The 21431-nt window shown below is 65.2% G+C and carries 20 protein-coding genes and 1 pseudogene; 14 read left to right on the top strand and 7 right to left on the bottom strand.

Annotated elements, in window-relative coordinates; all coding sequences use genetic code 11:
• Positions 1 to 107: 107 nt before the first annotated feature.
• The 3 genes from AWB83_RS17910 to AWB83_RS17900 are packed head-to-tail and all read left to right on the top strand — an operon-like array spanning position 108 to position 2960.
• A complete protein-coding gene (locus AWB83_RS17910) occupies positions 108 to 1064 on the top strand; it encodes a complex I NDUFA9 subunit family protein (protein WP_087047068.1) in 957 nt (318 codons plus the stop codon).
• A gap of 19 nt (positions 1065 to 1083) precedes the next feature.
• Positions 1084 to 1704 carry a glutathione S-transferase family protein gene (locus AWB83_RS17905; protein ID WP_087046958.1) on the top strand — a complete coding sequence of 207 codons (621 nt, stop codon included), beginning with the start codon at positions 1084 to 1086 and terminating at the stop codon, positions 1702 to 1704.
• Positions 1701 to 2960 carry a multifunctional CCA addition/repair protein gene (locus tag AWB83_RS17900; RefSeq protein ID WP_087046957.1) on the top strand — a complete coding sequence of 420 codons (1260 nt, stop codon included), beginning with the start codon at positions 1701 to 1703 and terminating at the stop codon, positions 2958 to 2960. The genes AWB83_RS17905 and AWB83_RS17900 overlap by 4 nt, the downstream gene beginning before the upstream one ends.
• Here the strand turns inward: AWB83_RS17900 and AWB83_RS17895 are convergent.
• The 3 genes from AWB83_RS17895 to AWB83_RS17885 all read right to left on the bottom strand — a co-directional run bounded on the left by AWB83_RS17895 (position 2957) and on the right by AWB83_RS17885 (position 6142).
• The gene (locus AWB83_RS17895; protein ID WP_087046956.1) at positions 2957 to 4561 is read right to left on the bottom strand and encodes a tetratricopeptide repeat-containing glycosyltransferase family protein; all 1605 of its coding nucleotides are present in this window, start codon (positions 4559 to 4561) and stop codon (positions 2957 to 2959) included. The two genes, AWB83_RS17900 and AWB83_RS17895, sit on opposite strands and share 4 nt — an antisense overlap.
• A 170-nt stretch (positions 4562 to 4731) precedes the next feature.
• On the bottom strand, positions 4732 to 4926 hold the full coding sequence (locus AWB83_RS17890) for a DUF2905 domain-containing protein (protein WP_087046955.1): 195 nt from the start codon (positions 4924 to 4926) through the stop codon (positions 4732 to 4734).
• A 10-nt stretch (positions 4927 to 4936) separates the two neighbouring features.
• Entirely contained in the window at positions 4937 to 6142 is a 1206-nt protein-coding gene (locus tag AWB83_RS17885; RefSeq protein WP_087046954.1) for a class I SAM-dependent methyltransferase, read from the bottom strand.
• 13 nt (positions 6143 to 6155) lie between these two features.
• Between AWB83_RS17885 and AWB83_RS17880 the strand changes: the two genes are divergently transcribed.
• The 5 genes from AWB83_RS17880 (at position 6156) to glmS (ending at position 11743) form a co-directional block, all read left to right on the top strand.
• A complete protein-coding gene (locus AWB83_RS17880) occupies positions 6156 to 6998 on the top strand; it encodes an SDR family oxidoreductase (protein WP_087046953.1) in 843 nt (280 codons plus the stop codon).
• Positions 6999 to 7034: 36 nt separating this feature from the next.
• The gene (locus tag AWB83_RS17875) at positions 7035 to 7436 is read left to right on the top strand and encodes a dihydroneopterin aldolase (protein ID WP_050334553.1); all 402 of its coding nucleotides are present in this window, start codon (positions 7035 to 7037) and stop codon (positions 7434 to 7436) included.
• A complete protein-coding gene (gene ttcA, locus AWB83_RS17870; RefSeq protein ID WP_087046952.1) occupies positions 7433 to 8386 on the top strand; it encodes a tRNA 2-thiocytidine(32) synthetase TtcA in 954 nt (317 codons plus the stop codon). The genes AWB83_RS17875 and ttcA overlap by 4 nt, the downstream gene beginning before the upstream one ends.
• Positions 8387 to 8483: 97 nt before the next feature.
• A complete protein-coding gene (glmU, locus tag AWB83_RS17865) occupies positions 8484 to 9845 on the top strand; it encodes a bifunctional UDP-N-acetylglucosamine diphosphorylase/glucosamine-1-phosphate N-acetyltransferase GlmU (protein ID WP_087046951.1) in 1362 nt (453 codons plus the stop codon).
• A gap of 80 nt (positions 9846 to 9925) precedes the next feature.
• Positions 9926 to 11743: a glutamine--fructose-6-phosphate transaminase (isomerizing) gene (gene glmS, locus AWB83_RS17860; RefSeq protein ID WP_087046950.1), complete on the top strand. Its 1818-nt coding sequence runs from the start codon at positions 9926 to 9928 to the stop codon at positions 11741 to 11743.
• Between the two features lie 559 nt (positions 11744 to 12302).
• Here glmS and AWB83_RS17855 read toward each other — a convergent pair.
• A complete protein-coding gene (locus AWB83_RS17855; protein ID WP_087047067.1) occupies positions 12303 to 13001 on the bottom strand; it encodes a FadR/GntR family transcriptional regulator in 699 nt (232 codons plus the stop codon).
• 400 nt (positions 13002 to 13401) lie between these two features.
• Here AWB83_RS17855 and garL point away from each other — a divergent pair, with 400 nt between their 5' ends.
• Positions 13402 to 14187: a 2-dehydro-3-deoxyglucarate aldolase gene (gene garL, locus AWB83_RS17850; protein ID WP_087046949.1), complete on the top strand. Its 786-nt coding sequence runs from the start codon at positions 13402 to 13404 to the stop codon at positions 14185 to 14187.
• A gap of 38 nt (positions 14188 to 14225) precedes the next feature.
• Positions 14226 to 15140 (top strand): 2-hydroxy-3-oxopropionate reductase, encoded by a 915-nt coding sequence (locus tag AWB83_RS17845; RefSeq protein WP_279629090.1) that lies wholly within the window; start codon positions 14226 to 14228, stop codon positions 15138 to 15140.
• A gap of 51 nt (positions 15141 to 15191) precedes the next feature.
• Here the strand turns inward: AWB83_RS17845 and AWB83_RS17840 are convergent, their stop codons facing one another.
• The gene (locus AWB83_RS17840; RefSeq protein WP_244197783.1) at positions 15192 to 15461 is read right to left on the bottom strand and encodes a LysR substrate-binding domain-containing protein; all 270 of its coding nucleotides are present in this window, start codon (positions 15459 to 15461) and stop codon (positions 15192 to 15194) included.
• 52 nt (positions 15462 to 15513) lie between these two features.
• On the opposite strand from AWB83_RS17840, the pseudogene AWB83_RS17835 reads away from it, so the two are divergent.
• The 3 genes and pseudogenes from AWB83_RS17835 to gudD form a co-directional block, all read left to right on the top strand.
• Positions 15514 to 16149, top strand: a pseudogene (locus tag AWB83_RS17835) (MFS transporter); the annotation flags it as partial.
• A 271-nt stretch (positions 16150 to 16420) separates the two neighbouring features.
• Complete coding sequence (locus AWB83_RS17830; protein ID WP_087046946.1) at positions 16421 to 17755, top strand: MFS transporter; 1335 nt, start codon at positions 16421 to 16423, stop codon at positions 17753 to 17755.
• 64 nt (positions 17756 to 17819) lie between these two features.
• Positions 17820 to 19169 carry a glucarate dehydratase gene (gene gudD, locus AWB83_RS17825; RefSeq protein WP_087046945.1) on the top strand — a complete coding sequence of 450 codons (1350 nt, stop codon included), beginning with the start codon at positions 17820 to 17822 and terminating at the stop codon, positions 19167 to 19169.
• Positions 19170 to 19201: 32 nt separating this feature from the next.
• Here gudD and AWB83_RS17820 read toward each other — a convergent pair whose 3' ends face one another.
• Both AWB83_RS17820 and AWB83_RS17815 read right to left on the bottom strand, forming a co-directional pair.
• Complete coding sequence (locus AWB83_RS17820; RefSeq protein WP_087046944.1) at positions 19202 to 20023, bottom strand: DUF72 domain-containing protein; 822 nt, start codon at positions 20021 to 20023, stop codon at positions 19202 to 19204.
• A gap of 217 nt (positions 20024 to 20240) precedes the next feature.
• Positions 20241 to 20534, bottom strand: a complete 294-nt coding sequence (locus AWB83_RS17815) for a hypothetical protein (RefSeq protein WP_143750073.1) — start codon at positions 20532 to 20534, stop codon at positions 20241 to 20243.
• Between the two features lie 474 nt (positions 20535 to 21008).
• Here AWB83_RS17815 and arsC point away from each other — a divergent pair, with 474 nt between their 5' ends.
• Complete coding sequence (gene arsC / locus AWB83_RS17810; protein ID WP_087046942.1) at positions 21009 to 21431, top strand: arsenate reductase (glutaredoxin); 423 nt, start codon at positions 21009 to 21011, stop codon at positions 21429 to 21431.

Genomic DNA, 21431 nt, shown 5'->3' with positions numbered 1-21431 from the left:
CGCGAACCCTCACGCCCGCGCGTCCAATGACAGGACGCGCGGGCGTTCTCATTTTCGGCTCGCCGTTCCGAAGCCGCATCCGTCAAGCCGCGACCCAAGGGGCGAATATGCGACACCAACATGTAGCGCTGATCGGCGGTTCTGGTTTCATCGGCAGCCATCTCGTCAATGCGCTCGTCGATCTCGGCAAGAAGGTGCGCCTGGCGACCCGGCGGCGCGCCAACGCCGCGCATCTCACGCTGCTGCCCATCGACGTCATCGAAACCGACGTGCACGATCCCGTGCAGCTCGCCGCGTTCATCGATCAGAGCGACGCGGTGATCAATCTCGTCGGCGTTCTGCAGGGGCGGCGCGACGAACCGTACGGACCGGACTTCGCGAAGGCGCACGTCGAGCTGCCGCGCAAGATCACCGCGGCGTGCGAGGCGAAGGGCGTGCGGCGCCTGCTGCACATGAGCGCGATCGGCGCCGATCCCGCAGGCCCGAGCATGTACCTGCGCTCGAAGGGCGACGGCGAGAAGATCATCCGCGAATCCGGTCTCGACTGGACCCTCTTCCGCAGCTCGGTGGTGTTCGGCCCCGAGGACAATCTGCTCAACCAGTTTGCGTTCCTCGAGCGCATATTTCCCGTGATTCCGCTCGCCTGCGCCGATGCGCAGTTCCAGCCGGTGTTCGTCGGCGACGTGGCGAAGGCGATCGTCAACGTGCTCGATCTCGATGCCGCCAACCGCCAGATCTACGAACTCGCGGGCCCGGGCGTCTACACGCTCGCGGAGCTCGTGCGCTTCGCGGGCGCGACCATCGGCAAGCATTCGCGCATCGTCAAGCTGCCCGAAAGCCTCGGCCGCCTGCAGGCGATGACGATGGAAATGGCGCCCGGCGTGCCCGTCCTCTCGCGCGACAATCTCGATTCGATGAAGACGCCGAGCATCGCGAGCGGGCCGCTCGCTCCGGAACTCGGCATCGACGAGCCGGCGAGCATCGAGGCCATCGCGCCGCTGTATCTCACCGGCAACTCGTCGCGCTCGCGCTTCAACGCTTTCCGCGCAACCGCGCATCGTTAAACCTCTTACCTTTGATTGCATGAAACTCGTTATCGGTGACAAGTTCAACTCTTCCTGGTCGATGCGTCCGTGGGTGCTGCTCAAGCATTTCGGCATCCCGTTCGAGGAAACGCTGATTCGCCTGAGCCACCCCGACACGAAATCGAAGATTCTCGAAGTCTCGCCGTCCGGCAAGGTGCCGTGCCTCGTCACCGATGCGGGCGAGGCCGTGTGGGAATCGCTTGCGATCGTCGAGACGATTGCCGAAATGCATCCCGGGCACGCGATGTGGCCGCGCGACGCCGCCGCCCGCGCGCGCGCCCGCAGCATCAGCGCGGAGATGCACGCGGGCTTCGCGGACCTGCGCCAGCACATGCCGATGGAAATCACGATGCACGCGCCGGGCGCCGGCGCGACGCCGGGCGCGCTTGCGAATATCGCGCGGATCGAGGCAATCTGGGCCGAGTGCCTGGCGAAGTCCGGCGGGCCGTTCCTGTTCGGCGAGTTCGGCATTGCGGACGCGATGTTCGCGCCGGTCGTCATGCGCTTCAATTCCTACGAGCCCGAACTGAGCGAGACGTCGCGCGCCTATGCGAAGCGCATTACCGAGCTGCCCGCGGTCGCGGCGTGGATCGACGGCGCTCGCGAGGAAGCGCGATGAACATCTACGCGGTGGGCGGCGCGATCCGCGACGAACTGCTCGGCGTGCCGGTGGTGGATCGCGATTACGTGGTGGTCGGCGCGACGCCCGAGCAGATGGTGGCGCAGGGATATCGTCCGGTCGGGAAGGACTTTCCGGTGTTCCTGCATCCCGAGACGCACGAGGAATACGCGCTCGCGCGCACCGAGCGCAAGACGGCCGCGGGCTATCACGGCTTCCAGTTCTACTATTCGCCGGACGTGACGCTCGAGGAGGATCTCGCGCGGCGCGATCTCACCATCAACGCGATGGCGCGCGAGGTGAACCCGGCGGGCGAGCTGACCGGCCCGGTGATCGATCCGTTCGGCGGCCAGGCCGATCTCGCGAACAAGCTTTTCCGGCATGTCGGCGATGCGTTCATCGAGGATCCGGTGCGGATTCTGCGGCTCGCGCGTTTCGCGGCGCGCTTCGCCGATTTCGATGTGGCGCAGGAAACCGCCGACTTGATGAAGAAGATAGTCGAAGCCGGCGAAGTCGATGCGCTCGTGCCCGAGCGCGTGTGGCAGGAAGTGTCGCGCGGGCTGATGGAAAAGAAGCCGTCGCGGATGTTCGAGGTGCTGCGCGGCTGCGGCGCGCTCGTGCGCATCCTGCCCGAGGTCGATGCGCTGTGGGGCGTGCCGCAGCGCGCCGACTATCACCCGGAAGTGGACACCGGCGTGCATGTGATGATGGTGCTCGACTACGCGGCGTCGCAGGGATTCGCGTTGCCGGTGCGCTTCGCGGCGCTCACGCACGATCTCGGCAAGGCCACGACGCCCGAAGACGTGCTGCCCCGTCACATCGGACATGAAGGACGCAGCGTCGATCTGCTGCGGCCGTTGTGCGAGCGCCTGCGCGTGCCGAACGAATGCCGCGATCTGGCGGTGCTCGTCGCGCGCGAGCACGGCAATATCCATCGCGTGATGGAAATGGGCGCGGCCGCGCTCGTGCGGCTGTTCGAGCGCGCGGATGCGCTGCGCAAGCCGGCGCGTTTTGCCGAAGCGCTGCAGGCGTGTCTCGCCGATGCACGCGGCAGGCTCGGGCTCGACCAGCAGCCGTATCCGCAGGCGGAGCGCTTGCGCGAGGCGCTCGTCGCGGCGCGCTCCGTGGATGCGGGCGCGGTCGCTCAGCAGTACGCCAGCCAGCCTGCGAAGATCAAGGAAGCCGTGCACGACGCGCGTGTCGCCGCGGTGAAAGCGTCATTGCAGGGCGCGGGCATCGACGCTCCGCAGGCTTAAAGGCGCGACCCGGCGGCCAGAGCGGCGCGCATCGCCTCGATGGGCGTCGTCCAGTCGTGCAGGCGGGCTTGCCGGAAGAGGCGCATCGTCGGGTACCAGGGCGTGGTCGGACGATCGCGCATCCATCGCCAGTCGGTGCGAATCGCGGGCAGCATCATCCAGCAAGGCTTGCCGAGCGCACCCGCCAGATGCGCGATGGCCGTGTCCACGCACACGATGAGATCGAGCTGAGCAATGACGGCCGCGCTGTCGGCGAAGTCGCTCAGCTCGGAGCCGACGTGCACGAGCGGCTGGCCGGGCGGCGGATGCGCCGCATCGTCTTCGCCTTGTCCCTTTTGCAGGCTCACGAAGCTCACGGACGGGCAAGTCCACAGCGGCGCGAGCGCCGCGAGCCCGGGCAGCGAGCGCGTCTGGTCGTTGGGATGAATGGCGCTGCCTTTCCACACGAGTCCGACTTTGACGCCTTCCAGCCCCGCGAGGCGTGGACGCCAGCGGTGCATATCCTCCTCGGCGACGGACAACACACCGGGCGCGTCCGGGATGTTTTCGAGCGTGGTTCCCGCGTGAAGCGGCACGCTCATCAGGAAGGTCCAGCAGTCGTAACCCTTCGGGGCCGGCAGCGTTTCGTCGCCGATGACCACATCGAGACCGCGCGCCGTCCTCATCAGCCGATGCAAGCGCTCCGGGCACGCGAACGTGACGCGCGCGGCGCCCATCTGTTTGAGAACGGGAAAGTATCGGCTGAATTGAATCGTGTCGCCGTTGCCCTGCTCGTGGAACACCAGCACCGACTTGCCCGCGAGCGACTCGCCGCGCCACTGTGGCAGCGCGATGTCAGGCGGGATGGTGTTGCGTCCGCGCAGCCGGCTGTCGTACCGGTTCTCATAAAGCGCCCAGCCCTCGGCATAGTTTCCGGCGCAGAGCGCGAGATGCGCGAGTTCCGCCTTTGCCGACACCTGTTCCGGATGATCGGTCGACACCTGTCTGAAGGCGGCCTCGGCTTCCGGAAGGCGGCCATTGTCCCGATAGAGAATGCCCAGATTCATGCGCGCCGAATCGTGCTGATCCGGCCGTCCGGCGAGCAGGCGGCAGAACGCCTCCTTCGCGTCGTCGAAACGGCCCTGATCGCGACACAGAATGCCGAGGTTCAAGGAGGCGTTTGCGAAATCCGGCTTCACGCGAAGCGCATGCCGGTAGGCTGCTTCCGCCTCGGCCCAGCGAGCTTGCGCCTGCAGCGCGACACCGAGATTGTTGCTGGCTTCGGCGTGAGCGGGATCGATCCTGAGCGCTTCCTGAAACTCGGCTTCGGCTTCCGCGTAACGCGACTGAGCCGAGAGCAGCGCGCCCAGATTCGAGTGAACCTGGCAGGACGCGGGATATAGCTCGATGGCGCGGCGCAGGCAGCGCTCCGCATCCGCTTCGCGCCGGAGCGCCATGAACGACGCGGCGGCCACGTTCCACAGCGCGGCCGACTCGAAACCGGCCCGGAACGCGGCGTCGACGGCGTTCAGTGCTTCATCGAATCGACCGTTCCGATAACAGTCTTCCGCTTCGGAACATTTCTCATCCGCGAAGGATGGATCGTTTTCGGATACCGACAATGCGCGTCTCCCGTTCGGGTTTCGAAGGCGCGGTACAGCGAGCGCGGCGGGGCAGCTCACGTGTCCGTCGACCGGCAAAACGACCGATTGTCGATGCGGGTGGCGACGCGTGGCCTAATCCTGATCCGAATCCGGAAGCAGCCGGCGAAATGCCGTCTTGCACGCGCCGGTCAGAGCGCTCGTGCGATGAAGGAGAGCAGTATCGACAGCAACAGCGTCGACATGAACGGAAACGAGTACTCTCGCCCGAAGATCCGCAACGTGAAATCGCCCGGCAGCCGCCCGATGCCGATTTTCCTGAGCCACGGCATCGAACCGGAGAGGATCGCGAGCGCGATGAAGGTGGTCAGCAGCCAGCGGATCATGATCGCGCACTCATAGCGTGTGAGAGCGATCGCCGGCGGCGAACGCGTCGAGCGTGCCGGGAATGCCGCGCGAGAACGCGATCACCTTGAAAAGCTCGCCCATCTCCGCCTCGGAAAGCAGCTTCTGCACGGCATTTGCGGCCGGCAGGAAGCGCCTGACATCCGAGGGATCGAGGTCGTTGAGCACATCGGTGATACCCGCGTTCATCAGAAAACGCGCCTGCGACGTGAAGCCGAGCAGATCGGCGCCGGTTTCGACGCCCGCTTCCGCGATGCCCGTGAATTCCACATGCGCCGTGATGTCCTGCAAACCGGGATACAAAAACGGGTCCGTGTGCGCGCGATGCCGGTAGTGACACATCATCGTGCCGGTCGCGCGCTGCGCGTGATAGAACTCCCGGCGCGGAAAGCCGTAATCGATGAAGAACGCCGCGCCGCGCGTGAGCATCGCGCAGACGGTCTTCGTAAAGGCGAGCGCGGCCTCGTGCGTTTCCGTCATGTATTCCGCGAACGGTTCGTCATTGGCTTCGTCGATGGCGGCGTCGATCAGGTCGATCTGCGCGTCGGGCGTGATCGGGCGGTCGTCGAAGGCGAAGCGATCGTTCAGCGCCACGACGCCGCGCTCGTGCCACGCGCCCAGCTTGCGCACGACGAGGCGCACGGGCATTGCATCGAGCACCTCGTTGCCGATCACGACGCCTTCGAACCGGTCGGGCAGCGCGTCGAGCCATTTCACCTTCGCGGCGAGCGCGGGCGCGTGCTTCTCGATGGTTTCGCGCTGGCGCTCGCGCAACTCGCCCGAAAGATCGACGATCGCGTAGCTGTCGAACGGCACGTCGAGATCGGCGAGCGCGGTCAGCAGGCCGGCGGCGAGCTTGCCGGTGCCCGCGCCGAATTCCATCAGTTGCCGCGTGCCGCTCCGCGCGAGCGCCTGCGCGACGGGACGCGCGAGCGTGGTCGAGAAAAGCGGGGACAATTCGGGCGCCGTGACGAAGTCGCTGCCGTCTTCGGCGCGGCGGCCGAACTTCATTGCGCCGCCGCCGTAATAGCCGAGCCCGGGCGCGTAGAGCGCGAGATCCATATAACGGTCGAAAGGCAGCCAGCCGCCCGCCGCCGCGATGCGTCCGCGGATCAGGTCTGCAAGCGCTTCTGACTGCGCGAGCGCGTCGGCGCCCGGAGCAGGTAAACTATCGGATTGTCGAGCATTCAGATTCATCCCCGTATTGTAAATGAGCGCCTCCACGCCGTTTTCTTTCGCCAACTCGCCGTCTTCCGGTTCGGCCCCCCGTTTCCGCGCCGTGCTCGTCACGGGCGCGGCGAAGCGCATCGGGCGCGGTGTCGCGCTGGAGTTCGCGCGCCAGGGCTGGGATGTCGCCGTGCACTACGGCGGCTCGGAGCGCGAGGCGCGCGAAACCGTTGCGGATATCGAGGCGCTCGGACGGCGCGCGGTCGCGCTGAAGGCGGATCTGGGCGTCGAGGCGGAAGTCGGGCGGCTGGTTCCCGCGTGCATCGAGGCGTTCGGCGGGCTGAACTGCGTCGTGAATTGCGCGTCGCGCTTCGACGAGGACACGGCCATCGACTTCGGCTACGCGAAGCTGCTGGAGATGACCGCCGTGAACGTCGCCGCGCCGCTCACGCTCGCGCGGATGCTGCACGAGATCGTGCCGGATGCCGCCACGGAGAGCGACGACCTGCGCGGCGTCGTCATCAACGTGCTCGACCAGAAGCTCTACAACATGAACCCGGATTACCTGTCGTACACGTTGACGAAGGCGGCGCTCGAGAACGCCACCGTCGCGCTGGCGCAGGCGCTCGGGCCGAAACTGCGCGTCGTCGGCCTGGCGCCGGGTCTGACGCTGATTTCCACCGGGCAGACGCCCGCATCGTTCGAGTCGGCGCATCGCGTGACGCCGCTCAACCGCGCATCGACGGTGGAGGACGTGGCCCAGGCCGCATGCTACCTGGCGAACGCGCACGGCGTGACGGGCACGACGCTCGTCGTCGATGGCGGGCAGCATCTGGTGCCGAGCCCGCGCGACGTGATGTACATGATCGGCACGCGCCAGCCGTAAGCCTTGGCGCGCCACGTATAACTTTTGGACGAAACCATGCTTGCCGCACTTTCGCATCCCCGGCTGACCGATTGCCGGCGGCTTTTTCTGCGCAACTACGAAGTGCGCATCAACATTGGCGTGCATGACTTCGAGAAGCGCGGCGAGCAGCGCGTCGTGATCAATGTCGAGCTGTTCGTGCCGCTCGCGCTGTCGACGCCCGTCGCGGACAAGCTGGCCGAAGTGGTCGATTACGACTTCATGCGCTCGACCATCGCGGCGCGCGTGAAGCGCGGCCATATCCACCTGCAGGAAACGCTGTGCGACGACGTCGCCGCCGCCTTGCTCGCGCATCCGCACGTGCGTGCGGTGGCCGTGTCGACGGAAAAGCCCGACGTCTATCCCGACTGCGACGCGGTGGGCGTCGAAGTCTTTCGCATCAAAGAGGAACGAGCATGAACGCGCGCGAAGAAACCTTCGAGGACCAGAAGCCCGTGCGCGAGACGCTGACGAAGCGCCAGCAGAAGGAAGCGTACGAGAACAACAAGCTCTTCAAGCGGATCGTGCGGCAGGTCGGCCAGGCGATCGGCGACTTCAACATGATCGAGGACGGCGACAAGGTGATGGTGTGCCTGTCGGGTGGCAAGGACAGTTACGCGATGCTCGACATCCTGCTGCGCCTGCACGAGCGCGCGCCGATCGACTTCGAGATCGTCGCCGTGAATCTCGACCAGAAGCAGCCGGGCTTTCCGGAGCACGTGCTGCCGGAGTATCTGGCGAAGCTCGATATTCCGTTCCACATCGAGAATCAGGACACGTACAGCATCGTCAAGCGCCTGGTGCCGGAAGGCAAGACCACGTGCTCGCTGTGCTCGCGCCTGCGCCGCGGCATCCTGTACCGCGTGGCGGGCGAGCTCGGCGCGACCAAGATCGCGCTCGGCCATCATCGCGACGACATTCTCCAGACGCTGCTGCTCAACATGTTCTACGGCGGCAAGCTGAAGGGCATGCCGCCCAAGCTGCAATCGGACGACGGCAAGAACGTCGTGATCCGTCCGCTCGCCTACGTCAAGGAAGCGGATCTGGAAAAGTACGCCGAATTGCGCGAGTTCCCGATCATTCCGTGCAACCTGTGCGGCAGCCAGCCGAACCTGAAGCGCGCGGAGATGAAAGCGCTGATTCGCGAGTGGGAAAAGCGTTTCCCGGGGCGCGTCGACAACATGTTCAACGCGCTGTCAAACGTGGTGCCGTCGCACTTGATGGACCACCGGCTCTTCCCGTTCGCCGGCCTGCGCGCGACGGGCGAAGCCGACCCGCAAGGCGACATCGCGTTCGACGAGGAACCGTGTGCGAGCGAACCGTCGGCATCGTCGAACGCTATTTCAATTGTGCAGTTCGACGACCTGTAACCATTGTCCAACAAGGCGCAGCGTGGGTTTTGCCGCACTGCGTCAAAGAGCCGGATGATATATTGGCGGCTCGTCATACCCAGCAAGGCTTCGTGCGATGAACATCGTGATACTGGCTGCCGGCATGGGCAAGCGCATGCGCTCCGCCCTGCCGAAAGTACTCCATTCGCTGGCGGGCAAGCCGCTGCTCGCTCACGTCATCGACACGGCGCGCACGCTGTCGCCGACGCGTCTCGTGGTCGTCGTCGGACACGGCGCGGAGAAGGTCCGCGAGGCCGTCGGCGCGCCGGACGTCCAGTTCGCCATCCAGGACAAGCAGCTCGGCACCGGACACGCGGTGCAGCAGGCTTTGCCGCTTCTCGATCCCTCGGTGCCGACACTCGTGCTGTACGGCGACGTGCCGCTCACGCGCGCGAGCACGCTCCAGCGCCTGATCGATGCCGCGGGCGCCGACCGCTACGGCGTGCTGACGGTGACCGTGAGCGATCCGGCCGGCTACGGGCGCATCGTGCGCGACGCGGGCGGAAAGGTGAGGAAGATCGTCGAGCAGAAGGATGCGAGCGAGGAGGAGCGGCGCATCGCGGAAATCAACACCGGCATCGTGATTACGCCGACGCGCACGCTCGAAGCGTGGCTCGCGTCGTTGAGGAACGACAACGCGCAGGGCGAGTTCTATCTGACCGATGTCGTCGAGCGCGCGATCGAGGCGGGCGTCGAGGTCGTCACCGCGCAGCCGGATGCCGAATGGGAAACACTCGGCGTGAACAGCAAGATTCAGCTCGCGGAACTGGAGCGCGTCCACCAGCGCAACGTGGCGAACGCGCTGCTCGACGCGGGCGTGACGCTGATGGACCCGGCGCGCATCGACGTGCGCGGCACGCTCGAATGCGGGGCGGATGTATCGATCGACGTGAACTGCGTGTTCGAAGGGCGCGTGACGATCGGCGACAACGTGACGATCGGGCCGAACTGCGTGCTTCGAGATGCCGTCATCGGCGCGGGCACGCGGGTCGATGCGTACACGCACATCGAAGGGGCCACGACCGGGGCGAATGTCGTGCTCGGGCCGTACGCGCGGCTGCGTCCGGGCGCTGCGCTCGGCGATGAAGCGCACGTCGGCAACTTCGTCGAGGTGAAGAACGCCGTGCTCGGGCACGGCTCCAAGGCGAACCATCTCACCTATATCGGCGATTCCGATATCGGCGCGCGCGTGAATGTCGGCGCGGGCACGATCACCTGCAATTACGACGGCGCGAACAAGCATCGCACGGTGATCGAGGACGACGTGTTCATCGGTTCCGATACGCAGCTGGTCGCGCCGGTGCGCGTCGGGCGCGGCGTGACGATCGCGGCGGGCACGACGGTGTGGAAGGATGTGGGCGAAGGCGAGCTGGTGCTCAACGACAAGGTGCAGGTGAGCCGTGCGGGATACGTGCGCCCGGTCAAGAAGAAGTCTTAAGGCTGTCGATCTCGTTCAGTCAGACGCGCGGCCTCTCATGCGCCGCGCTTTCAAATACAAGTTTCAAAGGATGAACGCCCATGTGCGGAATTGTCGGCGCGGTAGCGCAACGTAACATCGTCTCGGTGCTGGTCGAAGGCCTGCGCCGCCTCGAGTATCGCGGCTACGACTCGTGTGGCGTGGCCGTGTTGAGCAACGGCGAGCCGCGCCGCGCGCGCAGCGTCGCGCGCGTGTCGGATCTCGATGCGCAAGTGCGCGAGTCGAAGCTCGGCGGCACGACGGGCATCGCGCACACGCGCTGGGCGACGCACGGCGCGCCCGTCACGGACAACGCGCACCCCATTTTCTCGCGCGACACGGTGGCGCTCGTGCACAACGGCATCATCGAGAACTACGAGTCGCTGCGCGAGATGCTCAAGGGCAAGGGCTACGAGTTCGTGTCGCAGACGGATACCGAAGTCATCGCGCACCTGATTCACAGCATGTATCGCGGCGACCTGTTCCAGACCGTGCGCGACGCCGTGAAGCAACTGCACGGCGCGTATGCGATCGCCGTGATGCACAAGGATCAGCCGCATACGGTGGTCGGCGCGCGCCAGGGCTCGCCGCTCGTCGTCGGCGTGGGCGAGGGCGAGAACTTCCTCGCCTCCGACGCGCTTGCGCTCGCGGGCAGCACCGACCGCTTCGCGTTCCTCGAAGAAGGCGACGTGGTGGAGATCGGGCTCGACGGCGTGAAGATCGTCGATCGCGAAGGCCTGCCCGCCGAGCGCGAAGTGCGCGTGGTGACGGCCTACGGCGGCGCGGTCGAACTCGGGCCGTATCGCCACTTCATGCAGAAGGAAATCTTCGAGCAGCCGCGCGCGATCACCGACACGATTCCGCAAGCCGATCATTTCGATCCGGTCCTGTTCGGCGCCGGCGCGGCCGAGGCCTTCGCGAACATCGACAGCATTCTGATTCTCGCGTGCGGCACGAGCTACTACTCGGGGCTGACGGCGAAGTACTGGCTCGAATCGATCGCGAAGATTCCGACGCAAGTGGAGATCGCGAGCGAGTATCGCTATCGCGAGTCGGTGCCGAATCCGAAGGCGCTGGTCGTCGTCATCTCGCAGTCCGGCGAAACCGCCGATACGCTCGCTGCGTTGAAGCACGCGCAATCGCTCGGTCACAAGCACACGCTGGCGGTGTGCAACGTCGCGACGAGCGCGATGGTGCGCCAGACCGAGCTCGCGTTCCTGACGCATGCGGGCACGGAGATCGGCGTGGCCTCGACGAAGGCGTTCACGACGCAGCTCGCCGCCCTGTTCGTGCTCGCGGTGACGCTCGCGAAGATGCGCGGTCATGTCGATGCGAAGCAGGAGGCGGCGTACTTCGCGCAGCTGCGGCACTTGCCGGCGGCGCTGAACAGCGTGCTGGCGCTGGAGCCGCAGATCATCGCGTGGTCGGAGGAGTTCGCGCGCAAGGAGAACGCGCTGTTCCTCGGGCGCGGGCTGCATTATCCGATCGCGCTGGAGGGCGCGCTGAAGCTGAAGGAAATCTCGTACATCCACGCGGAAGCGTATCCGGCGGGCGAGCTGAAGCACGGGCCGCTGGCGCTCGTGACGGAGGCGATGCCTGTCGTGACCGTCGCGCCGAACGATGCGCTGCTGGAGAAGCTCAAGTCGAACATGCAGGAAGTGCGCGCGCGCGGCGGCGAGCTGTATGTGTTCGCGGATGCGGATACGCGCATCGTCAGCGAGGACGGCATTCATGTGATCCGCATGCCGGAGCACTACGGAGCGCTGTCGCCGATTCTTCACGTCGTGCCGTTGCAGTTGCTGGCGTATCACACGGCTTGTGCGCGCGGGACGGATGTCGACAAGCCGCGGAATCTGGCGAAGTCGGTCACGGTGGAGTGATCGACGCGGATTGTTGATGTGTCTTCTTGTCTGGAAGCGCCTCTTCGGAGGCGCTTTTTTTATCTCCGTTTTTATCTCCGTTGCCGGCGTGCCCGATCTTCCTGTCGTCGCACGTAACCAGCGTGAATGTGCCGCCCGAGCGCGACGACGAGTCACAACCGGCGACATCGTGACGACTATCCTCCGATCGCCTGTGGACAACCTTGTTGGCACATCGTGGCATTAACTGTTGGCGCTTTCTGAACAACTCGACACTTGTCGACGCGTCTCAAAAGTTGTCCCAGGCTCAAGCCAAAACCGGACGCGATATACCGGACTTGTTTTCCTGATAAGTCCCTGATGCAAAACGCGCAACGCCGGTTATCCACGGAGATCCGTGATGCTTGTTAACTACTACCACGTATACATACGAACTCTTTTGTTTACTTAGGCAATCGGGCCGCATCGCCCGGAAATTGAGCGCGCCTTCTCCGCGCATTCATTGAACCGAAGGCGAGACACAGGTGGCGATCGGGCAAGTCACCGAACCGCAAGCCGCGCGGCGCGAAGTAGCTCGACCTCACGCCGCCCCATGCACCTGCCTCAACCGCTCCCGGCTATTGCTCAAATGCATGCGCATCGCGGCGCGCGCGTCGTCGGGATCCTGCCGCACGATCGCCTGATAGATCGCCTTGTGCTCGCTGAGCACGTGACGCAATCGCTCGATCTGATCCAGCTCCTCGATCTCCGCCTTGCCCAGGCGCGTGCGCGGACTCACACCGCGCCCCATCTGGCTCAGCACGTCGTAAAAATAGCGATTGCCGCTCGCGCGCGCGATCTGCAAGTGAAACTCGACGTCGTGTTGCACCACGTCCGTGCTGCCGTTCGCCAGTTGCTCCTCGAATTTCCTGAGCGCCGCTGAAATCTGCTTCAGATGCGCGTCCGTGCGCCGTCCGGCGGCGAGCGCCGCCGCCGCGCCTTCCAGATCGATGCGAAACTCGATGATCGCCATGATGTCGAGCAGACTCGACAGATCGGCGTCCGGCAGACGTACCGACTCGCGCTCCTCCGGCGCCCGGATGAACGTGCCGACGCCATGGCGCGTTTCGACGACATTGGCCGCCTGCAAACGCGACACCGCTTCGCGCACGACCGACCGGCTCACCGACAACTGCTTCATCAGCGCGACTTCGGTCGGGATCTTGTCGCCGGGACGCAGAACCCCGCGCTCGATATCCTCGAACAAGGTTGCGACGACTTTATCGGTGAGACTGCTCATGTTGATTCGCTGCTGATCGTGATTGGTTGTTGTTTCGGAACTCGGCGTTTTTCGCTCGTTGTCGGACGTCTTCGCATGACGTGGCATCGTGGGATGCGTACACCCGGAAGGGCACGCACGGTTGCGACCGAGGATGTCCGACAACGCATCATCCTGCCCAGAGGTCCTTTCGTCAATTCGGCGACTCCCAGTGCTCTCATCGCGCGATGATATAAGACATCGTACAAACAAAGGTTGATGCACAACAACTTAAACCCCGGATAATCAAGCGGACTAGGGGTTAACGCGCCTGTCTTTAAACCTTGATCTGCCTGTACTCTGTGTTAAGACGTCTGATGACATAAGCGCTCTCGGACGTGCCGCTTTGCAAATCGGATCGCCGTCGTCACAGGGAGGCATCATGCCGTCATCGTCACCGTACCAACCGTTGCCCAACGCGTTCCGAACGTCGCTGCTCGAGCGCAAGAAGCTGATCGGATGCTGGATGTCGCTTGCAAGCCCGATCGTCACCGAGCTCGTCGGCGTGGTCGGCTTCGACTGGATGCTGCTCGATGCCGAGCACGCGCCGAACGACGCCCTTACGCTCATCCCGCAGCTCATGGCGCTGAAGGACAGCGTCAGCGCGCCCGTGGTGCGTCCGCAGGCGAACGATGCCATCGCCATCAAGAAGCTGCTCGATGCGGGCTTCGTCAATTTTCTGATCCCGTTCGTCGACAGCGCCGCCGACGCCCGGCGCGCCGTCGCCGCGACGCGTTATCCTCCGCATGGCATCCGCGGCGTGTCGGTCGGGCATCGCGGCAACCGGTACGGAACGGTTGCGAACTATTTCCAGGCCGCAAATGACAATATCTGCGTCGCGGTGCAGATCGAGAGCCGCGCGGCGGTCGAGTCGATCGACGAGATCGTCGCGGTCGAAGGCGTCGATGCGCTGTTCGTCGGGCCGTCCGATCTCGCCGCCGCGTACGGGCACCTCGGCAACCCGGGTCACCCCGACGTGCAGGCAGCCATCGCGCATGTGTTCGAGCGCGCGCACGCGGCGGGCAAGCCGAGCGGCATCCTCGCGCCGGTGCGGGAAGACGCCGAGCGATATATCGCGATGGGCAGCACGTTCGTCGCCGTGTGCGCCGACCTCGGCCTGCTCAGGAACGCGGCACAGGCCATGAGGAAACACTTCATCCCGGAGTGAACGCTGCTGCACCACGCACGCCACTCTCAAACGGATCGATATCAAGCAAGGAGCGATACATGCAAAAGGCAGGCTTTGTCGGACTGGGCATCATGGGCAATCCCATGGCGGCCAACCTTCTCAAGAACGGCGTGCAGCTCGCGGCCTACACGCGCAGCGGCGTGCCCGCCGAACTGACGCAGGCGGGCGCCACGGCGTGCGATTCGGCCGCCGCCGTCACCGAGAAGGCAGAGGTGATCTTCCTCATGGTGCCGGACACGCCCGACGTCGAAAAAGTGCTGTTCGGCGAGAACGGCGTCGCGAGCACGCTGAAGGCCGGGCAGATCGTCGTCGACATGAGTTCGATCTCGCCGATCGCGACGCGCGAGTTCGCGGCGAAGGTGCGCGAGAAAGGCGCCGACTATCTCGACGCGCCCGTCTCCGGCGGCGAAGTCGGCGCGAAGGCGGGCTCGCTCACGATCATGGTCGGCGGCACGCAGGCCACCTTCGACAAGGTCAAGCCGCTCTTCGAGATGATGGGCAAGAACATCTCGCTCATCGGTGAAGTCGGCGCGGGGCAAGTGTGCAAGGTCGCCAATCAGGTGATTGTCGCGGCGACCATCGAGGCGGTGGGCGAAGCGCTCCTGCTTGCGTCGAAGGCGGGCGTCGATGCCGAGAAAGTGCGCACCGCGCTGATGGGCGGCTTCGCGTCTTCGCGCATTCTGGAGGTGCACGGTGAACGCATGACCAAGCGCACGTTCAATCCGGGCTTCCGCATCGAACTGCATCAGAAGGATTTGAACCTGGCGCTCGCGACGGCGCAATCGCTCGGCGTCGCGCTGCCGACCACGGCGACGTGCCAGCAGCTCTTCAATGCATGCACGGCGCACGGCGGCAAGGCGTGGGACCACTCGGGCATGGTGCGCGCGCTCGAGATCATGGCCAATCACGAGATCGGTCAGGGCGCGAAGTAAGCCGCGCGCGTCATTCCGGAAAGCTGCCGGCTTCGCGCCGGCAGCTTCGTTTCAGGTCTTCCTTGAAGGACGCTTCGCGATGCGCGCGAAATTCTCGATCGCGAAGCGCCGCACATTCTCCACAGCCGGATTCGTCCGCTCCTCGCTCCACGCGAGGTCGATGTCCGCATGCGCGTCCTGCGTCCACAGCGGCCGGAACACGACTTCCTCGAAGCACAGCTCGCGCGCCGACGCCGGCACGCTCGCCACGCCGATGCCCGCGCGCACCAGCGCGACGATCGTGTGCGTCTGGTCGATGAACTGCGCGTAATCCGCTTGCACGCCGCTCGCGGCCGCCGAGATCCTTCGCGGCGATCGCGCGGCGCTTCGCGAGCGGATGCCGACGCGTCGCCGCTTCACGCGGCGCGAACTCTCGACGCTCTTCACGAGCCGCATGCTGTGGGCGATCTACATCGGCCAGTACTCCATCACGGCGCTCACATACATCTTCATCACCTGGTTCCCGATCCATCTGATCGAGGAACGCGGCATGAACGTGATGACCGTGGGCTTCGTCGTCGCGCTGCCGGCCATCTGCGGATTCTCGGGCGGAATTCTCGGCGGACTGCTGTCGGACTTCCTGATTCGACGCGGCGCGTCAGTGTCGCTCGCGCGCAAGACCCCGTTCATGATCGGCATGCTGCTGGCGACCGCGATCATGGCCGCGCCGCTCGCGTCGACCAATACGGCGATCGTCGTCATCATGTCGCTCGCATTCTTCGGCAAGGGGCTCGCCGCGATCGGCTGGGCCGTGCTTTCGGACGTCGCGCCGCGCGAGATGACGGGCTTGTCAGGCGGCGTCTTCAACGGCATCGGCAACACGGCGGGCATCGTGACGCCGGTCATCATCGGCTATGTGGTGGCGAGCACCGGCTCGTTCGACCGCGCGCTGTGGTTCGTCGGCGCGCACGGCATCGCGGCGATCCTCGCGTACGGCCTGCTCGCGGGGCCGTTCAAGCGGATTCAGTTGAAGGCCCGACTTCCGAGGGCAGCGAGGCAGGACCGACAAAGCCGGCGAGAGCCGGCTTTGTGGCTTTCGGCTACCGCGCCATCCCAGCTACAGTCATCTGACGTCTTAGTTCGATCCAGCGTCTGAACAGGCCTGCATCCTGGAATCTCCCAAGCTCCCTTGCTACTAAGCCATCAGGCGACAAAGGGTAAACGCGCGATTGGCGCCAAATGATAGTCGTCATACAATGTCATCAGACAACGTACCACATGATGCGCTCAGGAGACATCCGTTGAACACCGCTTTCGCCAGTCCCGCCGCCGACGCCCTCGAGTCGGCCAGCTCCAAGGTCAAGCGCCACGTGCTGCCCTTGTTCCTCATCATGTTCATCGCGAACTACATCGATCGCGTCAACGTCGGCTTCGTGAACTCGCACATGCAGGCCGATCTCGGCATCGGCGCGGCGGCGTATGGTCTGGGCAGCGGCTTGTTCTTCGTCGGCTATGCGCTCTTCGAAGTGCCGTCGAACGTGCTGATGCAGAAGTACGGCGCCCGCGCGTGGCTCACGCGCATCATGGGCACGTGGGGCATCGTCGCGGCGGCGATGGCTTTCGTCTGGAACGACACCTCGTTCTACGTGCTGCGCTTTCTGCTCGGCATCGCGGAAGCGGGCTTCTTTCCGGGCGTCGTCTATTACTTCACGCAATGGCTGCCGCAGAAGGAGCGCGGCAAGGCGGTCGCAATTTTCCTCGGCGGCTCGGCGTTCGCATCGGTGCTGTCCGGCCCGATCACCGGCAGTCTGCTGTCGATCCGCGGTCTCGGCCTGCACGGCTGGCAGTGGATGTTCCTGATCGAAGGCGGCTTCTCCGTGCTGCTGTGCGGCGCGAGCTGGATGCTCCTGAAATCGCGCATCGGCGACGCGCACTGGCTCAGCACCGACGAACAGCGCGCGCTGCAACAGGCGATCGCCACCGAGCAAGCCGAGCGCGAAGCCGCCGGCGGCGGTCACGTTCCCGCGATCAAGCTGCTGAAGGATCCGCAGATCGTTCTCTTCTGCCTGCTCTATTTCGCGATCCAGCTCACCATCTACGCGGCGACCTTCTGGCTGCCGACGATCATCCGCAAGATGGGCGGCCTCTCCGACTTCCAGGTCGGCTTGTTCAATGCGGTGCCCTGGCTGATCGCGATGGTCGCGATGTATTGCTTCGCGCTGCTTTCGGCGCGCTGGCGCTTCCAGCAGGCGTGGCTCGCCACCGCGCTCGTGATCGCGGCCTGCGGGCTCTTCGCCTCGACGACCGGCAACGCGGTGCTCTCCTTCGTCGCGATCTGCTTCTCCGCGATCGGCTTCAAGGCGGCGGCCTCGCTCTTCTGGCCGATTCCGCAAGGCTATCTCGATGCGCGCGTCGCGGCCGGCGTGATCGCGCTCATCAACTCGGTCGGCAACCTCGGCGGCTTCTTCGCGCCCGCGACTTTCGGCTATCTTCAACAACATACGGGTTCGGTGTCCGGCGGCTTGTACGGCCTCGGCGTCGCCTCGCTGATTGCGGCCGCCGCGGCTTTCCTCACACGCAATCGCCGCCCGGATCACACGCAGGGCGGGCACGCGGTGCAGCGCGGGGCGCACTGACGCCGCGCGGCTCTCGCCATCGGTCAATCACGTCATATACGTCACAACTCACAGGATCACGCTCATGTCCACGAACGCAGTCAAACCGAACGCCACTCCGACAGTCACTGAATTGCGCGTCGTGCCGGTCGCGGGCCGCGACAGCATGCTCATGAACCTCTCCGGCGCACACGGCCCGTTCTTCACGCGCAACATCGTGATCCTGACGGACAGCTCGGGCAACACGGGCGTCGGCGAAGTGCCGGGCGGCGAGAATATCCGCAAGACCATCGACGATGCGCGTGCCTACGTCGTCGGACAATCGATCGGCAACATGCAGGCCGTGCTCAACAAGGTCCGCACGGCGTTCGCCGATCGCGACTCGGGCGGCCGCGGCCTGCAGACCTTCGACCTGCGCACGACGATTCACGCCGTGACCGCGCTCGAAGCCGCGCTGCTCGATCTGCTCGGCCAGCATCTGGGCGTGCCCGTCGCGGCCCTGCTCGGCGAAGGCCAGCAGCGCGACGAAGTGGAGATGCTCGGCTATCTGTTCTACGTCGGCGATCGCAAGAAGACGGATCTGCCCTACGCGTCGGGCGCGGACGGCAAGGACGACTGGGAGCGGCTGCGCACCGAAGTCGCGTTGACGCCGGAAGCGGTCGTGCGTCTTGCGGAAGCGGCGAAGGCGCGCTACGGCTTCAACGACTTCAAGCTGAAGGGAGGCGTGCTCGCGGGCGACGCGGAAATGGAAGCGGCCACCGCGCTCGCGGAGCGTTTCCCCGAAGCGCGCGTGACGCTCGATCCGAACGGCGCGTGGTCGCTCGCGGAAGCCATCCGCCTGTGCCGCGACAAGCACGACGTGCTCGCTTACGCGGAGGATCCTTGCGGCGCGGAGAACGGCTATTCGGGCCGCGAAGTGATGGCCGAGTTCCGCCGCGCAACGGGTCTGCCGACCGCGACCAACATGATCGCGACCGACTGGCGCCAGATGGGGCACGCGATCCAGCTGCAATCCGTCGACATCCCGCTCGCCGATCCGCACTTCTGGACGATGCAGGGCTCGGTGCGCGTCGCGCAGATGTGCAACGACTGGGGTCTCACGTGGGGCTCGCACTCGAACAATCACTTTGACGTATCGCTCGCGATGTTCACGCACGTCGCGGCCGCCGCCCCGGGCAGGATCACGGCGATCGACACGCACTGGATCTGGCAGGACGGTCAGCGTCTCACGCGCGATCCGCTGCAGATCGTGGGCGGCAAGGTGAAGGTGCCGGAGCAGCCTGGCCTGGGCGTCGAGCTCGACATGGACGAAGTGGAAAAGGCACACGCGCTCTATTTGCAGCACGGCCTCGGTGCCCGCGACGACGGCGTCGCGATGCAATATCTGATCCCGAACTGGACGTTCGACAACAAGCGTCCGTGTCTCGTGCGTTGAGCCTTGCAGGGTAGAAGCGGCGCGCGCCGCTTCTACGTGTTCAGGCGCTCGATCAAAGCCATCCCCGCCGCGGGATTGAGCACCTTGTGACCGCTGATGACGTAGAGAAACACGTCGCGCGGTACGGCTTTCGCGGCGGGCTCGCCGAACGTCTGCAGGTCGTCCGGCGAGCCGCCCGCGGCCCATGCTTTCGCGCGCTCGGCCCAGCGATCGAGCGCCGCCTTCGAATAGCCCTTTGCGTGCTTTTCGGTCGTGCCCATGATGCGCGCGTAGACGAAAGGCGCGGTCACGTCCGCAATCTGCGGATACTTCGAATCCCCCGCGATCACCACCGCGACCCGATACTTGCGCGCAAGCGCGACGAACGCGGGGTCGCAGAAACTCTCGTGCCGGACTTCGACGGCATGGCGAATCTCACGTCCTTCGACTTTCGCGGGCAAGAGTTCGAGAAAGCGCTCGAAGTCCTCGGGATCGAACTTCTTGGTCGGCGCGAATTGCCAGTTGATCGGACCGAGCTTGTCCTTAAGCTCGAGCACGCCGCTCGCGAAAAAGCGCTCGATCGTATCGCCCGCCTCGGCGAGCACCCGGCGATTGGTCGCATAGCGCGGCGCCTTGAGCGAGAACACGAAGCCATCGGGCGTCTCGTCGCGCCACTTGATGAAGCTGGCGGGCTTTTGCGCACCGTAGAACGTGCCGTTCACTTCGATGGAGGTGAGCGCGCGGCTCGCGTATTCGAGTTCGCGCTTCTGCACGAGGTCTTCCGGATAGAACGTGCCGCGCCACGGCTCGAAGGTCCATCCACCGATGCCGACGTGGATGCGCGCAGTGCGGGCTGTCTGTTTTCGCGTGGTCATCGGGCGATATCGTCCGCCTGCTCGCGGCCGGCGCGCGGCTCGCGTCTGCCCGTGACGACATCGTTGAAGCCTGCGCTGGAAGAAGATGCGGGAAATTCGTCGCGATGCATGTCGGTCATCCCGGGTCGCAAAAGGGAAGGGCGCATCCGTTCGGGGCGAACGGATGCGCCGTGTCATGCACCTATGCTAGCGCAGTTGCGAAAGCTTCGTCGTGCGCTCAGTTGCCGAAGAAGATGTTGCATTGCGGCCCGCGCGTGCAGGGCTTGGATGCGGAGCTGTCCATCGTCATCGAGCCGGCCTCACCGCGCGTCATCGGCGCGCCGCCATATGACATGTCGTTTGGCTGGCCCTGCATGGCGCTTTGCTGTGGCGCGCCGGGATCGGTCCAGGTATCGGCCGTTGCCTGTCCGGGCACCTGGGCCGTACGGTAGTAGGTTTGCTGGGCCGAGGCGAGTCCCGCGGCGGCGAGTAACGAGGCGGCGAGCGCCGCCATGGCGATACGTGATTTCATGTCGACTCCTTGATCGGCGCCCGCGTATACACCGCGCAACGCTATTCGCTGATTCGGATCGTTGATCCGCACGGAGCGTGCCACGTGTCTTCCGTTTGTCATGCGTGGCGCGCCGGGCGGACCGACATCGGTGCCGGTTCCCGGTCTGGCTGCGTGTTCCGCGGCCGGTATTCCGAACTTGTTCGTATGCGACTCACGCACGGCCTCCTGCCGATGCGATGCAGCCGGAGCGCCGGTGCCCTTGCCGGCGAATGGGACCCGCGGGTCCGCAGAAAACGCATGCCGCGCTGCACATTTCGTTATAGGCCGCGGATGCTGGAATGAACAGGATAATTGAACATTCGCAGCGCAGGCGGTCGTGCGCGTGACGCGAGGCTGGCGCGCATGTCATCGATGCGCCGCAGATCGAATGCGCGCAACGGTTCTAGAATGCGAGGCTGCACTCCTCCTCACGAACGCAAGGATATCGCGACAATGACCGTCACCATCTACCACAACCCGAAGTGCGGAACCTCGCGCAACACGCTCGCGCTGATTCGCAACGCGGGCATCGAGCCGACCGTGATCGAGTATCTGATCGCACCGCCGAGCCGCGAGACGCTCGTCGCGCTGATCGCGCGCGCGGGTCTCTCGGTGCGCGAGGCGCTGCGCGAAAAGGGCACGCCGTATGCCGAGCTCGGCCTCGACGATCCGGGCCTGACCGACGATCAGCTCATCGACGCGATGCTCGCGCATCCGATCCTCATCAACCGGCCGTTCGTCGATACGCCGAAGGGTGCGCGGTTGTGCCGTCCGTCAGAGCTCGTGCTCGATATCCTGCCCGAGCCGCAGAAAGGGCCGTTCACGAAGGAAGACGGCGAAGTCGTGATCGACGGATCCGGCAAGCGCGTGCGCTGA

The sequence above is a fragment of the Caballeronia ptereochthonis genome (assembly GCF_001545075.1).
Classification (GTDB): domain Bacteria; phylum Pseudomonadota; class Gammaproteobacteria; order Burkholderiales; family Burkholderiaceae; genus Caballeronia; species Caballeronia ptereochthonis.
This window is presented reverse-complemented; position numbering and strand designations above follow the sequence as displayed.